Source organism: Corallococcus sp. bb12-1, from assembly GCF_026626765.1.
In the GTDB taxonomy this organism is placed as follows: Bacteria; Myxococcota; Myxococcia; order Myxococcales; family Myxococcaceae; genus Corallococcus; species Corallococcus terminator.
On record NZ_JAPNJZ010000015.1, the window covers coordinates 236307 to 259108 of the forward strand.

General features: G+C 67.7%; 19 protein-coding genes. 14 read left to right on the forward strand and 5 right to left on the reverse strand.

Annotated elements, in window-relative coordinates; translation table 11 throughout:
• Positions 1-240 carry a hypothetical protein gene (locus OV208_RS18155; RefSeq protein WP_267575095.1) on the forward strand — a complete coding sequence of 80 codons (240 nt, stop codon included), beginning with the start codon at positions 1-3 and terminating at the stop codon, positions 238-240.
• A 29-nt stretch (positions 241-269) separates the two neighbouring features.
• Here OV208_RS18155 and OV208_RS18160 read toward each other — a convergent pair whose 3' ends face one another.
• Positions 270-1838, reverse strand: coding sequence for a protein adenylyltransferase SelO (locus OV208_RS18160; RefSeq protein WP_267575096.1), 1569 nt, complete (start codon positions 1836-1838; stop codon positions 270-272).
• 804 nt (positions 1839-2642) lie between these two features.
• On the opposite strand from OV208_RS18160, the gene OV208_RS18165 reads away from it, so the two are divergent.
• Positions 2643-3983: a hypothetical protein gene (locus tag OV208_RS18165; protein WP_267575097.1), complete on the forward strand. Its 1341-nt coding sequence runs from the start codon at positions 2643-2645 to the stop codon at positions 3981-3983.
• A 6-nt stretch (positions 3984-3989) separates the two neighbouring features.
• Here the strand turns inward: OV208_RS18165 and OV208_RS18170 are convergent, their stop codons facing one another.
• A complete protein-coding gene (locus OV208_RS18170; protein WP_267575098.1) occupies positions 3990-4505 on the reverse strand; it encodes a GNAT family N-acetyltransferase in 516 nt (171 codons plus the stop codon).
• Positions 4506-5028: 523 nt separating this feature from the next.
• Here OV208_RS18170 and OV208_RS18175 point away from each other — a divergent pair.
• Both OV208_RS18175 and OV208_RS18180 read left to right on the forward strand, forming a co-directional pair.
• Entirely contained in the window at positions 5029-7665 is a 2637-nt protein-coding gene (locus tag OV208_RS18175) for an FG-GAP-like repeat-containing protein (protein WP_267575099.1), read from the forward strand.
• Positions 7666-7811: 146 nt separating this feature from the next.
• Positions 7812-8075 carry a hypothetical protein gene (locus OV208_RS18180; RefSeq protein ID WP_267575100.1) on the forward strand — a complete coding sequence of 88 codons (264 nt, stop codon included), beginning with the start codon at positions 7812-7814 and terminating at the stop codon, positions 8073-8075.
• A gap of 77 nt (positions 8076-8152) precedes the next feature.
• Here OV208_RS18180 and OV208_RS18185 read toward each other — a convergent pair whose 3' ends face one another.
• Positions 8153-9256 (reverse strand): alpha/beta fold hydrolase, encoded by a 1104-nt coding sequence (locus tag OV208_RS18185; protein ID WP_267575101.1) that lies wholly within the window; start codon positions 9254-9256, stop codon positions 8153-8155.
• Positions 9257-9665: 409 nt separating this feature from the next.
• Here OV208_RS18185 and OV208_RS18190 point away from each other — a divergent pair, with 409 nt between their 5' ends.
• Positions 9666-10529: a hypothetical protein gene (locus tag OV208_RS18190; protein ID WP_267575102.1), complete on the forward strand. Its 864-nt coding sequence runs from the start codon at positions 9666-9668 to the stop codon at positions 10527-10529.
• Positions 10530-10603: 74 nt separating this feature from the next.
• Here OV208_RS18190 and OV208_RS18195 read toward each other — a convergent pair whose 3' ends face one another.
• Complete coding sequence (locus tag OV208_RS18195) at positions 10604-12250, reverse strand: hypothetical protein (protein ID WP_267575103.1); 1647 nt, start codon at positions 12248-12250, stop codon at positions 10604-10606.
• 243 nt (positions 12251-12493) lie between these two features.
• On the opposite strand from OV208_RS18195, the gene OV208_RS18200 reads away from it, so the two are divergent.
• From OV208_RS18200 to OV208_RS18215, 4 genes are all read left to right on the forward strand, one after another.
• Positions 12494-13234 (forward strand): dienelactone hydrolase family protein, encoded by a 741-nt coding sequence (locus OV208_RS18200; protein ID WP_267575104.1) that lies wholly within the window; start codon positions 12494-12496, stop codon positions 13232-13234.
• Between the two features lie 110 nt (positions 13235-13344).
• Positions 13345-13887 carry a DUF4345 family protein gene (locus tag OV208_RS18205; protein ID WP_267575105.1) on the forward strand — a complete coding sequence of 181 codons (543 nt, stop codon included), beginning with the start codon at positions 13345-13347 and terminating at the stop codon, positions 13885-13887.
• A gap of 258 nt (positions 13888-14145) precedes the next feature.
• Positions 14146-14295 (forward strand): hypothetical protein, encoded by a 150-nt coding sequence (locus tag OV208_RS18210; RefSeq protein WP_267575106.1) that lies wholly within the window; start codon positions 14146-14148, stop codon positions 14293-14295.
• A gap of 448 nt (positions 14296-14743) precedes the next feature.
• On the forward strand, positions 14744-15592 hold the full coding sequence (locus OV208_RS18215) for a hypothetical protein (protein WP_267575107.1): 849 nt from the start codon (positions 14744-14746) through the stop codon (positions 15590-15592).
• 60 nt (positions 15593-15652) lie between these two features.
• On the opposite strand, the gene OV208_RS18220 is transcribed toward OV208_RS18215, so the two are convergent.
• Positions 15653-17080 (reverse strand): hypothetical protein, encoded by a 1428-nt coding sequence (locus OV208_RS18220; RefSeq protein ID WP_267575108.1) that lies wholly within the window; start codon positions 17078-17080, stop codon positions 15653-15655.
• A 51-nt stretch (positions 17081-17131) separates the two neighbouring features.
• Between OV208_RS18220 and OV208_RS18225 the strand changes: the two genes are divergently transcribed.
• The 5 genes from OV208_RS18225 to OV208_RS18245 are packed head-to-tail and all read left to right on the forward strand — an operon-like array spanning position 17132 to position 22766.
• Positions 17132-18436: a hypothetical protein gene (locus OV208_RS18225; protein ID WP_267575109.1), complete on the forward strand. Its 1305-nt coding sequence runs from the start codon at positions 17132-17134 to the stop codon at positions 18434-18436.
• Positions 18437-18448: 12 nt separating this feature from the next.
• On the forward strand, positions 18449-19729 hold the full coding sequence (locus OV208_RS18230; RefSeq protein ID WP_267575110.1) for an MFS transporter: 1281 nt from the start codon (positions 18449-18451) through the stop codon (positions 19727-19729).
• Positions 19726-20520, forward strand: coding sequence for a hypothetical protein (locus OV208_RS18235; RefSeq protein ID WP_267575111.1), 795 nt, complete (start codon positions 19726-19728; stop codon positions 20518-20520). The genes OV208_RS18230 and OV208_RS18235 overlap by 4 nt, the downstream gene beginning before the upstream one ends.
• 22 nt (positions 20521-20542) lie before the next feature.
• Positions 20543-20965: a hypothetical protein gene (locus OV208_RS18240; protein WP_267575112.1), complete on the forward strand. Its 423-nt coding sequence runs from the start codon at positions 20543-20545 to the stop codon at positions 20963-20965.
• A 10-nt stretch (positions 20966-20975) separates the two neighbouring features.
• Positions 20976-22766 carry a serine/threonine-protein kinase gene (locus OV208_RS18245; RefSeq protein ID WP_267575113.1) on the forward strand — a complete coding sequence of 597 codons (1791 nt, stop codon included), beginning with the start codon at positions 20976-20978 and terminating at the stop codon, positions 22764-22766.
• Positions 22767-22802 lie beyond the last annotated feature (36 nt).

A 22802-nucleotide genomic window follows, 5' to 3' on the forward strand; every position in this document is an offset into this window, starting at 1 on the left:
GTGCCGAACGCCGCGTCCAATGCCACGGTGGTCGTGCGCTCCATCAACGCAGCTCCCCACGGCACCTGGCTCGCGGTCGTGAACACGGGCGTGCGACAGGTTGACGATGTCGTCATCACCCTGCCCGTCACCGGCACCGTGAAGGACGCGGTGACAGGTGCGGCGGTGCCGGTGGTCAATGGCAGGCTGACCCTGTCCATGTACCCCGCGCAGCTACGGTCCTTCCGCATCACCCCGTAGCCCCCGGCGCGCCCGGGAGCCCCGGGCCGTCAGGAGCTGCAGGAGAGCGCGGAGCAGCCGGGCTTGGACCGGGCCCAGTCAGGCCGCCGGGCCGCGTAGGTTTCGCGGCCCGGCTGCTCGTCGAAGGGGCGTCGCATCACGTCGAGCAGCAGGTGCACCTTCGAGTCATCGCCCGCGTGGGCCGCGTCGATGGCCTCCTGCGCCAGGTAGTTGCGCAGGACGTACTTCGGATTCACCGCGTCCATCCGGCGCGCCAGCTCCGCGGGCTCCGCGCCCTCGCGCCGCGTGCGCTGCCACCACGAGGTGAGCCATTGGAGGCCCTGTGCGAGGTGGGGTTCGGACACGGGCTTGTAGAAGGCCTCGCGCAGCACGTCCGGAAACGCGTCAGGCGCCGTGGATGACAGCACGACTCGGGACAGGCCCCGGAAGAAGAGCGTCATGTCCGTCTCCTCTTCGCCCAGCCAGGCCAGACACGCGTTCACCCGCTCGACGTCCGCTTCATCCTCCAGCGAGGACAGGCCCAGCTTCGCCGCGTACCGCGCGAGCATCTCCGCGTTCAGCGTGCGCTGGTATTCGAGCATTCCCGCGTGGAGCAGGGTCTCGTCCCCTTCAAAGAGCGGCATCAGCGCGACGCCCAGCCGCTCCACGTTCCACATCCCGATGGCGGGCTGGTTGCCATAGCGGTAGCGGCCGTGTTCGGCGTCGGTGGTGTTGGGCGTCCAGTTGGGATCGAAGTCATCCACCCAGCCGTAGGGCCCGTAGTCGATGGTGAGCCCGAGGATGGACATGTTGTCGGTGTTCATCACGCCGTGCACGAAGCCCACCGCCTGCCATTGCGCCATGAGCCTCGCGGTGCGGCGCGCGACCTCGTGGAAGAAGGCGGCGTAGGTGTCCTTCGACGGCGCCCCCAGCTCCGGGAAGAACTGCGTCAGCGTGTAGTCCGTCAACTGCTTGAGCAGCGTCACGTCGCCACGGCTCGTGCACAGCTCGAAGTTGCCGAAGCGCAGGAAGCTGGGCGCGACGCGGCAGACGATGGCGCCGGGCTCGTCCTGGGGGTGCCCGTCGTAGAACATGTCCCGGACGACCAAGTCCCCCGTGGCCACGAGCGACAGGGCGCGGGTCGTGGGCACGCCCAGGTGGTGCATGGCCTCGCTGCACAGGAACTCGCGGATGGAGGAGCGCAGCACGGCGCGCCCATCCGCCCGGCGCGAATAGGGCGTCCGGCCCGCGCCCTTGAGTTGCAATTCCAGGAGCCCACCGTCGGGGGTCCGCAGTTCCCCCAGCCCGATGGCCCGTCCGTCACCCAACTGTCCCGCCCAGTGGCCGAACTGATGGCCGCCGTAGTTGGCCGCGTACGGCACCATGCCCGGCTCCAGCGCATTGCCCGCCAGCACCCGCACCCACGCTTCGGACCGCAGAGCGTCCTCGTCCAGGCCCAGCAGGCGTGCCACCTCCGGGGAGAAGGCGACCAGACGGGGCGCGGAGACGGGCGTGGGTTGGACCCGGGACCAGAGCGCTCCCGGCACCTGGCGCGACCGGGGGTCCGTGAGCGGGTCTCCCGGGGTGGAGTCAACGAAGCGGGAGGTGAACTGGGGCATGGCGGAGATGGGTCCTCGGTCCGGCGGGGAGATGGCCGGAGTGGCTGACAATGGCTGCGGCGCTCCCTCACGCCGGGATCCTCCACGGTCGTGGGCTCGTGGAAGGCCTCTGGGTATTCAACCTTATCCCCGGAGTTGCCACGGGACCGGACGAACTGGTGGCCGCGGTCTCCCATGGACGCCGGGAGCTTTCCGCCGGGTGCCCGGGGGCTGCACGGGAATCCCCTCAAGCCCCTGCCGGGCGGCCAGGCACGACGGCCCGCTCTCTCCTCTTTCGTTTCGAGAAGGCCCGCGAAGGTCGCCTCCAATTCAGGAGTCTCAGGTTCGGGGACGGGAGGAATCGCGGCAAGAGCCTCGCGGACCTGCTCGTCCCACTCGGTCTTCGCGAGCAAATCTTCATTCGAAATCGACTTCATGTTCATCAAGGCCCGTAGCAGTGCCTTCAGATGACCGAGCCAGGAAATCGGGTCCAACGCGGCATGGCGCTGGCGACCATCGTCGGTGCGCATCACCTTGAGGGGGGGGGCTGGCACGACACCCAAGATTTCCAACTCAGCCAGCAACTGCATGTTTCGAAATGCACGACAATCTCCCCCCCAACCCAGCCCCCGAGCGAAGGCACCGTCCACGGCGAAGGCCGTGCTTTCGGGGTACGGGCTCGCGGAGAACACCCTCGAAGTCCTGGTAGGAGTTGCCTGCGAGGCAACATCACGTAGCCGGTGAAACAACACATATCGTGGTTGTCACGCATGGACAGGAGCGGCGATGGTTGGACAAGGCCCCCTCTCCTGGAGACGGAATTCCATGCGCGCTTCCTTCAGACGCTCTGCCCTGATGCTCTTGCTGACCACGTGCACCCTGCCGGGCTGCTCCTCGGAGTCGGATCCAACGCCAGGCGACCCGCCGGACTCGGGCGTGGTGGATACGGACTGCCCTGCTCCCACGGGCGCGACCGTCACGCACCAGGGCACGCTCTCCGCGGCGGAGACCTGGAGCGCGGCCAGCCCGCACGTCATCACCTCCGACCTCCAGGTGAACTCGGCGGTGACGGTGGAGCCCTGCACGGTGGTGGGCGTGGAAGCCAACCGCAGGATCGAGGTCAACCCCGGAGCCTCCTTCGTGACGCAGGGCACGCAGGCGAAGCCGGTGCGCATCCAGGCGCTCGACGCGAGCAAGCCCTGGGGAGAAATCCTGGTCAACGCGAACAGCTCCGTGCACCTGACGTGGACGACGTTGTCGGGCGGAGGCAGCCCGTCGCTGTCGGATGCGACGATCCGCGTGCGGGCAGGCGCGGCGCTTCCCGGCAACCGGCCGCTGTTCGTGGACCACGTCACCATCCAGGACTCCCGCAGCCCCGGCATCCTCATCAACGGGACCGCCGGCTTCGCGGACGGTTCCACCGCGCTGACCATCACCGGCTCCGGCAGCGAAGAGCAGCCCCAGCCACTGGTCGTCAATCCCAATGCCCTGGGCACGTTGCCCACGGGCAGCTACACAGGCAACCGCGAGGACAGCGTCTTCGTCAGCCCCGACATCGCGTCCGCCACCATCTCCTACCTGGGCGGCAACGCGACCCTGCGCGACCTGGGCGTGCCGTACCACGTGGACGGACTCACGGTGGGCAACCACGACACCGCCGCGACGCTCACCATCGAGGCCGGCGCCGAGCTGCGCTTCGAGCCCGCGCGGACGCTGCGCACCTATGACAGCAAGAGCGCGCTCATCGCCGCCGGCACGGCGCAGCGGCCCGTGGTCTTCACCTCCGCGAAGGCGACGCCGGTCGCGGGAGACTGGGCGGGCATCCGCTTCGACGGGCACAACCCCGCCAACCGCCTGGAGTCCATCCGCGTGCGGTACGCGGGCGGTCCCTGCCAGTGCTCGGGCTTCGGCTGCAACTACCTGCCGGACTCGTTCGACGTGAGCTCCGCCATCCTGCTCCTCGAGGAGCCCTCCTCGCCCTTCATCGCGAACTCCAGCATCGAGGACAGCGCGGGCCACGGCATCCTGCGCGGATGGCGTGGCACCTCCGCCGCGGACTTCACCGCGACCAACACCTTCGCCCGCATCGCGGCGTGCACCCAGACGACGCCCAAGAGCACGGAGGGAACCTGTCCCAGCGACCCACCCTGTCCGCGCGCGCTCTGAAACGGCTCAGGGGAAGAGGGTCTTGAAATAGACCACGGTGGAGCGGAGGACGCCGCCCGTGTCCTTCGCGTAGCCCGGAATCTCTCCCACCCGCTGCCACTGGTGGTGCTGGTACACGGACTCCGCCGTCGACCCCAACTCCGAGTCCAGCACCAGCAGGGTCCGGCCCACGCCGCGCGCGAACTGCTCCACCTCGCGCAGCAGTCGCGAGGAGACGCCCTGGCCCCGGGCAGTGGGATGCACCATCAGCTTCATGAGGTCCGCGCGGTGCAGGCCGTTCTGGCGCAGGCTGGGTGCGAGCTGCACGGATCCGACAATGCGCCCGTCCTGCTCCGCGACCCAGAGCACCAGGCCCGGCCCCAGCGACGCGAGCACCCCCTGCCAGTACCCCTCCGCGACCTCCGGCGCGAGCGGCGCCAGGAAGCCAATGGACGCGCCCCCATTCACCGTCGCGAGGATGAGCTCGGTGAGCGCCTGACGCTCCGCGGGGGTCGCCTGTTCCAGTCTCCGGATGGAAATCATGCCCCGCATCCTAGCGACCCCGGGAGAGCAAGGCGTCAGCTTCCGGGCCTCCCACCCCTTCGGACGGGAGGAACATCGTGGAGCACCGTCACGTCCAGGCGAGTCCGATCCACCCCTTCTGGCACAATCATTGTCACAACCTACCCGCACCCGGACACCGGGACAGAAGGCACCCATGGAATAGGGATTGGGCCTTCAGCTTTGACCCACTTGCAGTTTCTTACGGCAAATCTCTATACCCCGCCTCTCGGAGCGAAGGCTGTCATTTTTTTGACAAGGGACTGGGGATTCAAGACTTATGCATCATGTCAGTGTGAAGAAGCGTCGGGAACTGAAGTCCGGGCTCCGGCTGCCGGCGGTGGCGCTGTGGGTGGTATTGACGTCCTGTGGAAGGACCGACGCCCCTGAGGAACCCGTGCTGGCACAGGCGTCTTCGGCCGCGAACGGCGAGTGCATGGTCCATCCACCCTTCACCGGCAACTTCGAGCCGGAGCTGGAATGGGCCTGGAGTGGAAGCCTCGTCATGCCCGACCACAGACAGGTCATGATGACACCCATCGTAGTGGAGGTGAACGGCGATGGAATCCCGGATGTCGTCTTCAACTCCTTCGTGGGCAGCAACTACACCACCAACGGCGTATTGCGCGCCATCAGCGGTGCCGATGGCACCGAGTTGTGGACCGTGACGGATCCGGCCCTGCGCATCCGAGGCGCCGCGAGCGTTGCCGCCGCGGACATCGATGGTGACGGTCTGGTGGAGATCTGCACCGTCCCGGAAAGCGGAAGCGGCATCCTCTGCTTCGAAAACACGGGGGCCTTAAAGTTCCGGACCGCGGTGCCAGCCAACGACTGGGGGGGCGTCTCGTTCGCGGATCTGGACGGTGATGGCCTGGTGGAGATCCTCGACGGCAATCATGTCTTCAGCAACAGCGGAGTGTTGAAGTGGGTGGGCATCGATGGCATGGGCGGAATCGCCGGCACGGGCCCCATCTCCTTCGCCGCGGACATCGACGGCGACGGGCTCCAGGAAGTGATCAACGGTCGAGCCATCTATCGTCACGACGGAACGCTCAAGTGCCGCAACACGAGCATTGGCCATGGACTGGCCGGCGTGGCCAATTTCGACAATGACTCCCACGGGGAGATCGTGGTCGTGTCATCGGGACGCGTCGCACTGATGGATGACGACTGCGCGCTGCTCTGGAGTACGGCCATTCCGGGAGCAGGCGCTGGTGGCGCGCCCAACATCGCGGACTTCGACGCCGACGGGCGCCCGGAGATTGGCGTGGCGGGCGCATCGCGGTACGTCGTCCTCGAAACGGACGGCGCCATCAAGTGGAGCAGCCCCACCCAGGACGCCAGCTCGAGCCGGACAGGCTCCTCCACCTTTGATTTCGAGGGAGATGGACGCGCGGAGGTGGTCTACGCGGACGAACAACGTCTGCGCATCTACGATGGTGCTACCGGTGCGGTGCGTTTCGACGTGCAGAACACCTCCGGGACGACCTACGAGAATCCACTGATCGTCGACGTCGATGGTGACGACAACGCGGAGATCGTCGTCGCGTCCAACAACTACGCATTCTCTGGGCCCACGGGCATCCGTGTGTACCGCGACCGCAAGGACGGTTGGGTGAACACGCGCCGCATCTGGAATCAGCACGCGTACTCCGTCACCAACATCCATGACGATGGCTCCGTCCCCGCGCACCCCATCGACAACTGGCGCATTCCGGGCCTCAACACCTTCCGGGCCAACAGCCAGGGCAATGGTGCCACCAACCCCTTCGCGGCGTCGGACGTGACCGTGACGGAGGTCACCTCTTCGTGCGACCGGTCCACGGGAGCCTTGAGCCTCAACGCGCGCGTCCTCAACCAGGGAGACGCTGCCGCCTCCGCCGGATTGCGCGTGGCCTTCTACCAGGGCGACCCGACCGCGGGCGGCACCTTGCTGGGCGTGGCCACTCTCTCCTCCGTCCTCTCCGCGAGCGCCTCCGCAGTCGCGACGCTGGCGCTTGCCTCCGCCCCCGGGGGGACCTCCCGCATCTGGGCCATCGCGGATGAGGACGGCACGGGCACCGGCCGCGAAACGGAGTGCGTGGAGAGCAACAACGGAAACAGCGCGCCCGTGAACCTGGCCTGCTCCACCAACGAGCCGCCTGTCGCCCTCTGCCGGGATGTCATCGTGATCGCGAACGCTGAAACCTGTCGCGCCTCGGCCAGCGTGGACGACGGCAGCCATGACCCAGACCACCAGCCCGCGCCCTTCACCGTCACGCAGTCCCCTTCGGGACCGTTCGGCCAGGGGACGCACACCGTCACACTGACGGTTTCGGACGGCGCATCGAGCGACGTCTGCACGGCCACCGTGACCGTGATCGACACCACGGCGCCCGTCATCGTCTGTCCAGCCGAACGCATCGTGGACGCCACCGACCCGGAAGGCGCCTTCGTCACCCCCACGCAAGCCATTGCCACCGATGCCTGTGGCGCGACGGTGAGCGGTCCCTCCGCCGGAATCTATCCGCTGGGGAGCACGGTGCTGACGTACTCGGCCACCGACGCAGCGGGGCACAGTGCCTCCTGCACCACGGAGTTGCACGTCGTGAAGCGAAATGCGCCCCCCCCCGACTTCACCATGTGTCAGATGCCGCGCTACACGTCGGCCGCCATGATCAAGGCGTGCGGCTGGGCCACCGCCGGTGAAAGCGGTGAGTCCATCCACGCGGTGTTGCTCACGGTGGATGGCGGCCCGCCCTTGAGGCTCGAGCCTGAACCCAGCGGAGGCTTTGTCATCACCTGGATGGACCTGGCCGAGGGCCACCACGTCATCGCGCTCACCGCCATCGGTGCGCAGGGCAGCGTCGCGACCCGCGAAATGGAGGTGACGGTGGATCGCACTGCCCCCGTCTTCCGCGTCCTGTCCCCAGCGCTGGATGAAGCACAGCCCGCCCAGGTGGACATCGTCTCCGAAGTCACGGACCTGACGCCCGTGAAGTTCACGGCCAACTGGATCAACACCCTGGATCTGCCTGCGGGAACGAACATCGCGACCCACGCATTGAACTTCTCGACGGCGGGCTACAACCCCGTGCTCCTCCGGGCCACGGATGCCGCTGGCAACACTTCCGAGCAGTTCATCCAGGTGCTCGTCCAGTAGCCCTGGCCCGAGGGACGACGCTGCCTCCCAGTGGCGTCGTCCTTTGGGCAGCATGCCCTCTGGCACTTCGCGGCGTGCGCGGTGCAAAAAAGCCCGCTATCCTCGCGAAGCTTCAAAACCTCGAAACTCGGTCCAGGGAATCCATCATGCGCAAAGGCATCATTGGCGGATTGTTGGCGGCGGGGCTGTTGGCGGGCTGCGGCGGCATCGAAGAGGTCAGAGAGCAGCCCCAACTGGGCACGCGCGAGGACGAGCTGCCTTTCTGTGAGGGCTTCTCCTTCGTCACCTACTACAGCGACGCGACCTACAGCGTGGAGGTCGGACACGGCGACTGCAGTTGTGGGCATACGCTGCGCGTCGTCGGCAAGAAGACCGACTACGGCATCTACCAGCCCGACAACTGTGGATGAGTCTCAAGGCTGAGTGAGCAAGGCCCGACCCGCGAACCAAGGCGGGTCGGGAATCCCAGACACGCACCGCGCCGTCCCTACTTCTCGGGCGGCTTCGGCACCGGGCCCGTCCTGGCGCCGGTGAAGCGCATCACTTCCTCCATCAGCAGGCGGCGTCCACGCTCCGGGCGCTCCAGGTGGACGAAGTGCGTCGCGCCCGGAAGCACGACAGCCTTCACGAAGGCAGCGCGGTCCAGGTGCTCCTGAAGGCGGGCGACGTCCTCGGGCCGGCTCCAGAAATCGTTCTCCGAACGGAGGATGAGGACGCGGCCGGAGATGGAGCCCGCGTCCCAGAGCCGCCGACCGATGGCCAGCAGGAAGCTGTCCTCCAGCGCCCCGGACGGAGCCCGGAAGGCGAACGGCGTCCGGGAGGGCGCCAGCGGATCACTCGCGAGCGCCTCGCGCAGGAAGGACTCGGCCACCTGGGGGTCGCGCGCCTTGTCCTTGTCCTCCGGAAGGTCGCGGTCCCAGACGGCCAGCACCGACGCCCCCGTGTTCCAACGGTAGGCGCCCAGCCCCTCCACGTTGAAGCGCCCCGGCCGCTTCGGATCCTCGAAGTCCGTGCCCCGCCCGAGCATCTTGTGCTCGGCGCTCCCCGCGTACAGCGCGTTGAGCAGGATGAGGTGGCTGACGTCGTCCGGATGCAGGCTGGCGTACATCCCCGCCCAATGCCCACCGGTGGCCCAGCCCAGGAGCCCGACCCGGCGCTGCCCCGTGCGCGCCTGCACCCACGCCACCACCGCCTGCACATCCCGGACGGCCTCGTTCGAGCCCACCAGCGGACGGCCCACCGCGGGCAGTCCCATGGCCTGGGGCCGCGTCGAACCGCCATAGCCCCGCACGTCCATCACGAAGACGGTGTGTCCCACGCGCGCGAGGTCCCCCGCGAGCGAGCCCCCTTCCACGGGCAGGTCGAAGGACGCCCGCCCCGGAACGCGCGCGCCATGAAGGAGGATGAGCGGCGGAAGTCCCGCCACCTGCATGCCAGTGTCCTTCACCTCCCGCACGGACACCTCGATGCCCGGATCCGACGGGACGAGGAACTCCGCGCGCGTCACTTCCGCCCCCGCGCTGCTCGCGAGCAACAGGCCCAGCAGCCACAGGCTTCGGACAGCGGGCGCGGCACTCCGGTGGGTCGTCACATCGGCCTCCTGACGGGGAACGCGCGTCGAATCCTGCCAGAAGCCGGGCCGCCAGGGGCTGGCCGCACGCCCACCCTGCGTGCTTCAAGGCCACCTTGAGGTCGCTCCCACCAGCGGCCTCCATCCGTGGCGCGACAGGAACCCGTGGAGCGGGCGCATCACCCCACGCCGCGCCTCGTGCAAACGTTGCACGGGGATGCAGACCCTGCACCGTCCCGGCGCCCGGGGTCGTGCAAGGTTTGCACACCTTGAGAGCCTCCTCTGGAGCCGCCCCCCCGGCACCCTGGCTGGCACTCCCGTTGCTTTGTCGCCTCCCCGTTCCCCGACGCAAGGCCCGCCTGGAACGGCGTGCCGGATGCGAGCGGGAGCGCCATCTCCAACGCGGCAAAGACAAGGACGGAACTTGATCATGGGTCCCATCACGAAGCAGTCCGTGCAGAAGCTCTTCCTCGCGGTTCCCTTCGCCCTCATCGCGGCCGGTTGCGGCGGCGAAATGGACGGTCAGGGAATGACGGAGGATGCCCAGCCGGAGTCCGCCGCGGAGCCCAGCGCCGCCGAGTCCATTGCCAGCACGGAGCAGGCCGTCACGCTGGGCGGCACGTACTGGTGGGGCACCGCCAGCAACGGTGACACCACCACCACCATCGGGACCTCCACGAACCGCACCTGCTTCATGACGTCCCTGTTCGGCAACCTGAAGCCGGCCACCGCGGGAAACTGGAGCAGCGCGGGCGTGTATAACTATGCCGGCAACTGGGTGGCCTTCGTCAATCACAGCAACAGCAAGGCGCTGGCCACGGGCATCCAGTGCCTCAACACCGCCACCAACCGCACCTCGGAGGTCACCTGGCGTCAGGGGACCGCGGCGAAGCTGCTGGGCGCGGTCACCGCGGACCGGCGCTGCTTCCTGACGCGGGTGGAGGCGTCCACGAATGCCTTCATCAACGGCGACAGCGAGGTGAAGGTCTGGAATGACGGTCTCAACTGGTACCTGGGCGGCGACCTGACGGGACCGGGCGGTGGCCGGGCCCTGTGCGTGGACGTGCCGACGGGCATGGGCGGCTGGCTGTGGGGTTCGGGCGAGGGCGGAGGCTTCACGGAGAACCTGGCCTACAACGCCGGCGGCGTGGCCTGCCTCCTCTCCGGCGTGGGCGGCCGGTTCACGACCAACAGCTACACGGACGGCGTGTCCATCGACTACAACAGCGGGACCCGTTACTGGGAAATGACGGTCATGAACGGCAAGCGCGGCTACGCCAACTGCGTCAAGTAACACCGCCTTGAATCCCAGACACGGATGCCGGGCCCATGGAGGGGGTGGCCCGGCATCCGCGTCGTTCGGGACGACTACTCCGCGTAGTAGAAGCCGTTGCCCCACTTGAAGGCCGTGGTGCCGGCCGGCGCACTCATGATGTAGCAATTGGCGCCGTCAAAGCCTCCCTCGATACAGGAGTTGTTCCAGCCGGGCGACACGTAATAATTGTTCGCCCAGGTGAACGGCGTGCCGTACGGGGGCACGTTCTTGATGAAGCAGTTCGCCCCGTCGAACCACGGGGTGATGAGGCCGCCGCTCCAGTACGGCACCTTCTTGGTGCACGGGGCCGGACCGTTGGCCACCTTGGCGATCCGCATGTCCGTGTTCGCGCCGCCCCAGATCATCGCGTGGATGAGGATGCCGGGGTTGCCGTTGTTGTTGTAGCTGAACCAGTTGGCGTTGTTGCGGTCCTCGTCGTCGGTGTGGACGAAGCCCGCCGCCAGCCAGTACGCGGACGGGTAGTTGGACGCCGCGAAGACGCCGTACTCCATGCCCAGAGACGGGAAGCCCGGCATGAAATAGTTGGTCGACGGCATGAACATGCAGAAGCGCAGGGTCGTGTTGGAGTTGGACGCGTTGGGCCAGAGGTTGCCCGAGCGCCAGTTGGCGTTGTTGCGGTCCTCGTTGTCGAAGTAGCGGATGAACTCCATGCTGCCCAGCGGGCAGACGGAGCCCAGCTTGAGCACGGAGTAGGTCTCCTTGCGCAGGTCGGTGTTCCAGCCGTGGTGCAGGGGCCGGAACTTGGTGCCGTCCACGCGGCAGAAGCCAAACCGCGTCCCATTGCCGCTCTGCTGCGTCGCGCCGATCCAGCCCCAGTTGTAGTTGGCGTTGTTGTTGTCTTCGTCATCCATGTAGATCTGGATGAACTCGCTGCCCGCGGGGCAGCCGTTCTTCTTCGGAATCACGCCGACGTCGTAGGGGCCAAAGGACATCGCCGCCAGGCCGCGCGTCTTGTCCGACGTGTCCTGGGGAACGGAGGACACCGCGCAGTGCGTCTTGGACATGGCGGAATCCACCTCGTGGCACTGGCCGTCCACGCAGTAGCTGCCGTCCTTGCAGGTGCCGGGGTCGGAGGAAGGCGCCGGCGCCTTGCACGCCTTGAGCGTGGCACCGTTGCACATGGCCTGGGACACGTCCGCGTCCGCCGGATAGCAGTGCCCCTTGTCGCTGGTCAGGTCGTCGCAGTACGCCCCGTCGACGCACGTCCCCACGCCCGCCTTCGGATCCGCGAGCTTGCACTCGCACAGCGCCTGCGAGGGCGCGGAGTCCAGCGGCTGGCAACCACAGGCGTCGCAGTAGGCGCCGTCGGAGGAGCACGAACCCTGACCACAACCGGTCGGGGGCAGGTCGCAGGAGTCGCCCATCGACGCGCCGCCGCACATCACCTGCGAAACCGGGGAGCTTGCCGGATGGCAGAACGACGCGTCCCCACCACAGGCCGTGCCTTCACAGTAGGAGCCCTCGGAACAGCGGCCCACGCCACAGACGGGGTTGAGCAGGCCACAGGCACACGCCAGCTGGGATTTGGGATCCTCGGGCGCATAGCACTTCACGCCGTCACAGTAGCTCTTTTCGACGCAGCCTTCGGGGATGGGGGACTCGTCCGCGGCGCGGGCCGGGGTGGCCCCGAACAGCGCGATGACGAGGAGCGGCATGAACAACGACAATCGGACTTGCATGGGAATGGATGACTCCGTTGGGGGTTGCGGCGGCGCGAACAGCACGCGCCATGCCATTGCTGGCCTTCACTCGGGCGAACCCCACCGCGCGGCGCCTTTCTGTGACGTCTGACGTTACAAAGCGAGAGCAGGCCGTGGCGGAGAAAGCAACACGGACCTCAAACCGTTGCTTCTCCTTGCATCCCCTTAGGTGACACCATCAGGCGTCGGGCGGACCGCCCGCGCTGGAGGTCACCGAGGCCCATGCAAGACGTCGACGTCAAGACCGCGGATGGAGTGCTGGACGCGAAGCTGTTCCAACCCGAAGGCCCGGGTCCGTGGCCGGCGGTCATCCTGTGCATGGACGCGATGGGCGTGCGGCCGTCGCTGGAGAGCATGGCGCAACGCATCGCGGCGGCGGGTTATGTCGTCCTGCTGCCCAACGTCTTCTACCGGGACGGGCATGCCTCGAAGCTGGAGCTCAAGGGCTCGTTCGAGGACCCGGCGTTCCTCAAGCACATCTACGCACTCATCGGGAACCTGACGCCTGAACGACAGAAGACGGACGCCGGCGCGGAGCTCGACTTCCTGGCCCGGCACCCGTCGGTGCAGCCGGGGTCCAAGGTGGGGGTGACGGGCTACTGCTTCGGCGGGAACGTCGCCGTGCGCATGGCCGCGAACTTCCCGGACCGCATCGGCGCGGTGGCCTCGTCCCACGGAGGGAGGCTGGCGACGGACTCGCCCGACAGCCCCCACCGGCTGGTGGGCCAGGTGAAGGGTGAGCTGTACTTCGGCCACGCGGACAACGACAAGTCCATGACCGCGGAAGACATCCAGAAGTTGGAAGCGGCCCTGAAGGCAGCCGGCGTCAGGTACGTGTCGGAGCTGTACCCGGGCGCGCGTCACGGCTACGCGATTGACAACTCGCCCGTGTACCACGCGCAGGCCGCGGAGACGCACTGGCGCAGGATCCTCGAACTGTTCGGTCGCACGCTGCGCGCCTGAGCGCGGGCGCACTGCGTCACCGACTTCGGGGCGCGTCTGGGTCCAGTTCCCCACACGCCCCCGAAGCACCGGGGAGCGACGGCGGACGTCGCGGCCGGAAGCCGGGCATCGTGCCTTCGCGGATGGGCACGTTCGTGGCGGCGCGTCACCGCCAGGGGGCCATGGGCATGCAAGGACCGGAAGCGCGCAGGGAAGCCGCCCGAATCACCGGGCCATGGCGGTGGATCGACGCCCTGGCCTTCCAGGGCTACGCCTGGTTCCTCATCCTGGTGGGCGGCGTGCTGGGGCTGCTCGTGCCGCGCTGGGGACCGCTCGCCTTCGAGGTCTACGCGCGAGGCGTCTTCGACGCGGGCCTGCCGGACCAGACCCTGGGGAGCGCCCTCAACCAATACCGGTACATGAAGAGCATGGAGTTTGGTTTCGGGGTCTTCTGCGTGTGCTTCCGCGACTTCATCTACACCGACCGCCGGTTCAACCGCTTCTACCTGGGCATCATCTTCCTGGGGACAGCGGAGCGGGCGCTGTCGGTCCTGCTGGATGGGATGCCGCGCCCCTTCTATGTCGCGGCCATCTTCATCGAGCTTTCCGTGGGCCTCATCGTCTTCATCTCCACCCGGCGCACGCTGCGGGCGGGGCTGCCTCCGGTGGGTTGATGTCTGGATTTGGCCGGGAGTACGACCTGGAGATGACTCCTCCCTCCGTCCATCCGGCGCAGCTCATCGTCGACCTTGGTTTTGGTTTCATCCTGTCCGGCGCGCTGGCCACGGCGGCTTCCTCATCGAAGTGCTCCAGGCCTCGCCGTCGCTCCGGGGCGTGCTCTTCGACCACCGGCACGTCCTGGACGAGGCGCGCATCGCCTCGGCGGGGCTGTCCTCGCGCTGCGAGTCATCTCGCCCGGAGCGCGTCCCACGGTGCTCGACGTGATGATGCGGGCGTCGCTGCCCGGCCGTGAGCGCACCGAGGAGGACTTCCGCAAGCTCTTCGCCCAGGCGGGCTTGCGGCTTTCGCGCGTCATCCCCACGCCGGCCGCGCTCAGCATCACCGAGGCCGTAGCGGCGTAGGGGACAGGGGCCGCAGGGCGCTTTTCCCGAATGGGGGAAAAGCGCTCGCCCCCGCGGTGCCGAGGGGGCGACATCGCCGGTTTCACGGCACCGCCGCTGGACACGACCGACCGTGGCCGTTTCCGTCCCCCAGCAGGTAGTCAATCCGACCGCACGACAGGCCCTCCTCAAGGAAGGCTCGCACGATGCCCCCGCATCGCCTCCGGGGCGCGCGGTCCTTCGCGCATCCGCCAGGAGGGGCATCCCCTCCAGAGCGCGACAAGCGCCTCCTGGATTGGGCAGGACTCGGGAAAAAAACCAGACGGAAATCCAACCCGTTGCATGAGGCCTGGGAAGCCGTGAGCCGGCCCCTGAAGCACTTCACGCAAGGACCTGACTCCACCGGCCTCACGGTATTTCCTACAGTCTCTTCCTTGACAGTACCGTCCTGATTGAGTCGAATAAAACAATGACAGCCATCAACTCCACGATATCCTGGACGGCCTTGCCTGAAGTTCCGCAGCACGGAATCCAGGGTGGTGACGTCTTGATCAAGCATGTTTTTGATCGAACGGAGTTCGTGGAGACGGCCATCCGTGCCGGCAATCTCCTGCATGTGTTCGACCATCGAGGCTCGAAAACAGCGGAGCACGTTGCGATGGTCGGTACCAGTTCGACCCTCTTCAAGACGGGGGCTCTCAAGATACACGCAGGCCAGGTGCATCTGGTCGAAGCCGTCTCCGCGGGGATCCTGGCGCGCAACGAAGCCCAGAATGAGCTCCTCTGGCGGAGCAACTATTACACCTTGTTTCGAGCGCCCGACCCGAACTTCGCTTACATCAGCAACGGGCTGGCAACGCGGCTCTTCAAGAACGCGAATCACGATTGCGTTGTCGAGGAGGTGCATCAGGCTGGGGCTGGGATCAAGGCGTCCCTGGTGCCTTTCGTCAGCAAGGCGCACGAAACGCCGGCCGTCGCGCAGAAGAATCGCTATGGCTATGGAAACATGGCGACGTCAGCCCTCCCAAACCTGATTCCTGACTTCATTTCGCGCCACGACTTGAAGGTGCTCCAATACATCCAGGGAACGAACAGTTCGATTGCCTATGTCTGTTCCGCGTTGATCGCGAGCGCGCTTCAAGCCTGGAGAAGGCACACCACCGCGGACGAAAAGCGTCTCTTCGTCGACCCTGCGCAGGTGCACCCCTGCGCCGTGGAACACCAGCTGCTCGGCGAGGAACTCGGATGGAAGCGCGTCGGGCGCTGGGGCAAGCAGGCCAAGAGTGCCGCGGACAAGCACGCAGCACACGCTCTGTAGTCGCTCACGCCGCCACATCCAAGGAGCCCAGCGCGCAGGGTGGGACTCACGCCCCGTCGTTCAGCGTCGGGCCAGGAGACCGAAGGGCTTCCACTCCAGGATCTTCAGGTCGAACCCAGCCTTGCGCTTCGCGGCGATCCAGTCCTCCAAGGCACTCAATGCGGCGGCCTCGTCATCGAAGGGATGACGCTCGCCGTCGCGAGTCACCAGTGCCGTGCCATCCACGATGGCCGACGTGTACTCCGCCTTCGGGCCGCCGTAGTGCGCGAGCTCCCGTTCGAGCGGGCCGCGCCCCGGAACCACCGTCGTGACGCGCAGGAAGTCTCCGGTGTAGCGGGCCTCCAGCCGCCGCAGCTCCAGCACGGCGGCGTCGGAGGACTCGAAGGCGAAGCGGAACGTCTTCAGCGAGCCGTTGTTGATGCCCACGTGGAGCTGCACGACAGCGCCGAAGCGTTCGAGTTCCAGGAAGAGGTCGCCCCGCCTGCGCCAGAAGGTGACGCGCTCCGAGGCCCGCTGCTTCACGTCGAGGGCGGGCGGCGGCCCCTCCCCGAGGAACCGCTGTCCGTCGTAGATGTGCATCGGGTAGCTGCCCGGGCGCAGCAGCCACACCTCGCCCGTCTTTCGCTGCGCGTAGACGACGTCCTCCGCCCGCGCGCTCTTCGAGGCCCGGGATGCGATGCCTTCGATGTCGAGCCCCTCCAGTTCCTCGGCGGTGGGCTCGTCGGGCTCGCGGACCTGTCGTGGCTGGGGCGCGTCCAGGAAGACGGGCTCACCCTGCTGGATGCGCTCGAAGAGTGCGTCGTGGTGGAGCTCCCCGAGGTCGAGGTTCCAGAGTTCGGGCATGAGGAACGTGGTGGCGAGCGAGGCAGCCTCCTCGCCGGAGCGGCCGTTCTCAAGGTGATGCTCGGAGTGGACCTCCCCGTAGCAGGTGACGTCGTGATCATTCTCGTCGAGGAAGCGCGTGGTGAGGTCACCCGCCACGACGAGGCTGTCATCGTTGTAGATGCCCTGGATGACGTCCCGGACCACGAGATCGCCGAGCACCAGGAAGTTCCCCGAAGTCTTGAGGCCCCATGCCGTGCAGCGGCCCACGACCACGACGGTCGAATCCGGCCCGCAGTCCTCCAGCACGCCCTCCACCTCCAGGTCTCCCAGGACGATGAGGGGTGCGGTGACGCGCAATGCGCCTGAAGCCCGCGCGTTGCCCGTCACGACCGTGGGCTCGGCCACGGGTGCGTCGAGCACCACGTCCACGGGTGGCAGGACTTCGCGCATCACCACGGCCGCGAAGCCGATGGGTGACAGGGGTCCGGGGCACAGCGCCTGCGCGAGCTCGGAGGGCGACAGCGAGCGGCCCTTGGGGAACGCACCGGCCAGGGACGAGACCGAGGGCGCACCGTGGTGGGAGAGCGCGTCGAGGACGGCACCTTCAAGGCGGGCGAGCGTGGCTTCCGCGCGCGGGAGGAACTCATTGGGGGAGAGGAGCATTCGCGCGCATCCTAGCGACGCGAAACACATTGGGTGGGATACGTTCGCGCCATGGCGAACTGGAAGCGGCTGGAGAAGCTCAATGGGGGCGAGAAGATCTACTACGTGGATCCCGCGCTCGACACGAAGCGAGAGGTCTGGTTCTTCGCCGCGGACAACAGGTTCCGCGTGTGGAGCGACGGCCTCCTCCACAAGGGCGAGGCGAAGCGTCCCCAGCTCAAGGGACCGGTCACGGAGCGCTTCACGCTCTACAAGCTCCTGGAGCAGCTCTTCGTCGACGTGGAGATCCGCGAGGACGCGGCCGTGGTCCGCCGGGGCGTGTTGAACGGCTCCGACCTGTCGACGCGCATCGAACCCTCGGAGGTCGCGCCGTTGCTCGCGCACTACCGGGAGCTCGGCTTCCGGGATGGCTTCCCGTGGAACGCGACGAAGACCCGCGTGACGCGGCGGGAATACCGCAAGGGCGTGTCCACCCGATGGACGGTGGAGGTGGACGGGAGCACCGTCATCGAGGATGCGCGCAAGAAGTTCCCCACCGCGAGCCGCGAGGCAGCCATCGCGCACGCGGAGAAACGCATCCGCGCCAGGGAGAAGGCCGGATTCACGCTGCACCTCATCGAGCTCATGCCCGCTGAAAACCCCAACCCCGAGCCCCGCCCCGCGAAGAAAGCGCCCGCGGGCAAGCCCGTGCCGAAGCGGCCCGCGCTCGTGAAGCCGAAGAACGCCTGGGCGGCGGTGGACGCGGCCATCGACCTGCTCAAGGACCTGCACACGCGCCTGCCGAAGGCGCACTTCGTCACCGAGTGCCTGGAGCCGAAGGCGGACCGCGCGCGCGTCGCCTCCGTGGAGAACGCGGCGTCCTTCTTCCTGGGCATGCACAAGACCCGCGTCGGGCGCTGGGCGAAGACGAAGCCCCGCGCTCCGAAGAAGGGCGAGTCGAGCTGGGCCTACTTCACCCGGGTGTACGGCTCCATCACGTGGATCCTCGACGGACAGGCCGACCAGGGCCTGTCGATGTTCTACTGCGGCAACGTCACGGGTGGCGGCTGGAGCTGCCTGGAGATCGACGGCGACAGTGACTACCCGCTCGACGAGCTGGTGGAGCAGACGGGCAACGAGGACCTGGCCGACCTCGTGGTGTTCCACGGCGGCTGGCATCACGACCTGTCGTTCGCCTTCGATCCGCGCGAGGTCTCCCCCACCGGCGAGCAGGCCATCATCCCGTTCGGGGACACCCTCACCCGGTTGCCCAGGCGGGTGAAGCCCGAGCGCATCGTTCCGTTCGGAGACTGGCTCTACCGGCGCGTCGTGGCCCTGACGAAGGTCGCGGAGCGGAACCTGCGCGAGCTGAACTGAGCGGGCCCCACCATGCGCCAACGGTTGCTCTCCATCTTCGGCGGCTCGGTCGGCAACCTCATCGAGTGGTACGACTTCTACGTCTACTCGGCCTTCTCGCTGTACTTCGCGCCGGCGTTCTTCCCGGACGCCGACCCCGTCGTGCGGCAGCTCAACACGGCGGGCGTGTTCGCGCTCGGGTTCCTCATCCGTCCCGTCGGGGGTTGGCTGATGGGGCTCTACGCGGATCAGCGGGGGCGCAGGGCCGCACTGACGTTGTCCGTCACGCTGATGTGCCTGGGGTCCTTCGTCATCGCGGTGTGCCCGACCTACGCGCGCATCGGCGTGGCGGCGCCCATCGTGTTGATGCTGGCGCGCCTGCTCCAGGGCCTGTCGTTGGGAGGCGAGTACGGCACCAGCGCCACGTACCTGAGCGAGGTGGCGACGTCCCGTCACCGGGGCTTCTACAGCTCCTTCCAATACGTCACGCTCATCCTGGGCCAGTTGCTGGCGACGATGACGTTGCTGGTGTTGCAGCGGCTGGTGCTGACCGGGCCGCAGTTGGAGGCGTGGGGCTGGCGCATCCCGTTCCTGGTGGGCGCGGCGCTGGCCATCTTCGGCTTCTACATGCGGCGCAACATGGTGGAGACGGAGGCCTTCACCCGGGAGGCGGCGAAGGGGACGGAGCACCAGCCGATGCGGGAGCTGCTGCGGCACCCGAAGGAGCTGGGCATCGTGGTGGGGCTCACGATGGGCGGGACGCTGGCCTTCTACACATACACCGTCTACATGCAGAAGTTCCTGGTGAACTCGGTGGGCCTGACGCGGGACGAAGCGACGCTCATCTCCGCCGGTTCGCTGTTCCTCTACATGTTGTTGCAGCCGGTGTTCGGGTTCATCTCCGACAAGGTGGGGCGCAGGCCGGTGCTGCTGTGGTTCGGCGTGATGGGGACGCTGTGCACGGTGCCGCTGCTGACCGCGCTGACGCGGACCCGGGAGGCCTCCACCGCCTTCCTGCTGGTGTTCGCGGCGCTGGTCATCCTCTCCGGCTACACGTCCATCAACGCCGTGGTGAAGGCGGAGCTGTTCCCCGCGCGCATCCGGGCGCTGGGCGTGGGGCTGCCCTACGCGCTGACCGTGTCGCTCTTCGGCGGCACGGCGGAGTACGTGGGCACCCGGCTGAAGCTGGCCGGCCATGAGCCCTGGTTCTTCTGGTACGTGACCGGCTGCATCCTCTGCTCGCTGCTCGTCTACGCCTTCATGCCGGACACACAGCGGCACAGTCGCATCGAACCGGGCGTGGAGGGTTCGTGACTCCCCGCCATTCCTTGCGCCGGGCTTTCTTTCCCACGCTCATGCTGGCCCTGGCATGCACGAGTCACAGGCGGCTCTACTACCTGCGCTCCGAGCTGCCCCTCCTGGAGGGGAGGTTCGACCTCGCGGTGGTCCCGGGGCCCTGGCCGCATGACGCTATACCCAGCGTTGTCTCGGACACGGCGACGGTGCCAGACGACCTGGTGCTACCGACGCTCAGGACCCTGATGGCCTTGCCGGGAGCGACGGACGCGTGCGACCCGAATCCAGGGGGCCCCCGCCCGGATGCCTCCGAATACTGCGTCGCCATCTACAAGACTCCGCAGGACTGGCGCGTCTCGTGGCCCATCCGCAATCTGATCAATGAGCGCAACGCCTGTCAGCCTCCCTTCGGAGGGGTAGAGGACGAGTCCTTTGGCCGGGAGGTCCCCATCATCGGCTTCGCGCACAATCATCCCCGCGGCACCCTGATGAGCGGCCCGGACCTGACCCAATTTCCAGCCATGAAGATGGCGGACGGATTGTGGACGATGGTGTCCTATGCGGCGAGCCCGGGCGGTAAGCTGGCGCGCGACTCGCGCAACCAACTGATTCCCGCATGGGCCTGGCTCGCCACTGGCCACAAGGACGAGCCCCGCTTCTACAAATGGAATCCAGCGGGTGAGGTCTTCCGCTGGAAGGAGGACATGAAGCAGTGGGAATTCCAGGCGCTCTGTCATCCGCAGGAAGCGTCCGGCATGCGCAGTCCCAGAACGCTTCTGCCCCGCTGTTCCCCCACGCTGAAGTGGTAGAGGCTCCCAGGAGCGCCCTCCCATGACGAATCCCTCGTACTGCCTTCTCCTGCTGACGCTCCTGATGGATGGGGGGACTCCCCCGCCCCCGTCCGGAGGAGCCAGGGCGGATGCAGGCATCGTTTCGCCCTCCGCAAGCGCGACGAAGCCAGATGGGGGTGCTTCTTCTCGTGCGCCCATCATCGCGGAGGGAATCGAGTGGCCCGACGACTTGCGTCCGCTGGCCACGTTGGATGGCCCCGCGCTCATGGCCGCGCATGCCGCGCTGCAGAAGCTGCTGTCGAGCTTCCCGACGGAGTACGCGAGCGATTGCTCCTACTCCGCCAAAGCCATGGAAGTCGCCGTGGCCCAGCATGGCGGGCTCTACTTCGTCGAGATCACCCGACGCCTGGGAATCCCGCCATTCGCCGGAGGGCCATTCACGGTGGCCATCCTGGTTGACTAGGCTCGACGCCGTGACCTCCTACACGATGTTGCATCTGGCGCTCACGGGCGCGTTCGTGGTGCTCGCGCTCGTGCACTTCGCGACCTGGGCCGCGGTGCGCAGTCAACGCGTGCAGCTCTGGCTGGCAGCCAGCTTCCTGGGCTTCGCGGCCATCAGCTTCTCGGTGGGCGTCGCCAGCAGCGAGGCCAGCGCGATGGTCGACGACACGCGCCCCTGGTTGCTGCTGGGCGCCCTCACGTCCATTCCCCTGCCCTACACCCTGCTGCGCGTCCTGTGGTCGCTCTTGGACCTGCCGCTCACCCGCTGGCGGCGCGTGATGCTGGGGGTCACCGTCGCGCTCGGCGCGGTGCGGGTGGTCGACACCCTCCTCTCGCTCCGCCTGCCCGCGGCGACCGGCCTCACGTCGGAGCAGTTGTCGCGCGCGACCGCCGGCCTGGGCCTGCCGCTGTTCTGGCTGCTCGCCGTCGTCGTCGGTGGAACGTGGGCCGTGGAAGCCATCCGACTGTTGAAGCGCCGGGGCGCGATGGCGGTGGCCGTGCTCATCGCCGCGCTCTGTGCGTTGACGCTCCTGGGCCGCGAGCTCGCCATCGACCTGGGATGGACCGACGGCCTGCACGTGTTCGCGCTCGTCGGACTGCCCTTCCTCCTGCTGTCCTCCACCGCGCTCGCCATCCTCACCGCGCGCTCGCTGCGGGGCGCGGACCTGGGCACGGGCATCCACCGCTACCGCCGGCTCGTGCGGCTGGGACGCGGGGGCATGGGCGAGGTGTGGCTCGCGGTGCGCACCGGCCGCGCGGGCTTCCACCGGCTGGTCGTCCTCAAGCGGATGCTGGATGGCGGAGGCCCGGAGGAGGCCGGGGTCCGCGTCCACCGCTTCATCGGCGAGGCCCGCACCTCCGCGCGCCTGCACCACCCCAACATCGTCTCCGTGCATGACCTGGGGCAGCTCGACGGCGCGTGGTTCATCGTCATGGAGTACCTGAGCGGCGTGAACGGGTTCGAGATCATCCAGCGCGCCATCAAGCACGGCCCGCTGCCGCTGGAGGTGATTGTCGAAATCGGTCAGCAGGCGCTGCGCGGGCTGGCCTACGCCCACGAGCGGGGCGTCACGCACCGGGACATCAGCACGGACAACCTGGTCGTCTCCTTCGACGGCGTGGTGAAGGTCGTCGACTTCGGCATCGCCCAGGGCGCGGGCGCGCCCCCCGAGCCCGTCTCCGGCACGGCCGTCATTACCGTCGAGGGCCGGCTCACCCAGGAAGGTGGCATCATCGGGAAGCTGGCGTACATGCCTCCCGAGCGCGCCGAGGGCGCGGAGGCGACGCCCTCCGGCGACCTCTTCGCGCTCGGCTGCATCCTCTACGAACTGCTCTCGCGCAGGGTGCCCGCCATCGCCCCCACCGCCAGCCTGCTTCCAGGACTGGAGCGCCCCGAGTTCCCCACCGCGTCGGGCGTGCTCCAGAGCGTGCTCGAAACCGCGCTCCAGCCCCGGCCGGAGCTGAGATTCGCGGACGCGAAGGCCTTCCACCTCGCCCTCGAACCCGCGCGGCAGGTGCTGCCCGCGGTCGACCTCGCCGGGTGGCTGCGCGCCCATTTCCCGCAGCGCTGGGCGCGCGAGCAGGACCTGGTGGACCTGAGCGACCCCACCCCCAGCGAGGTCGAGGCGCTCCTCAAGGGCCCGCCGCGTCCCAGGGCCAAGGAGAAGACCACCACGCCCACGCCGTCAGCCGCGCCGACCGAGGTCCTCACGCCGCCCCAGGAGGCCCCGGAGACCGTGCCCATCAAGAAGCGGTCTTCCTGAGCCCGGAAGTCAGACATGGTAGATGCGCCAGCGCTC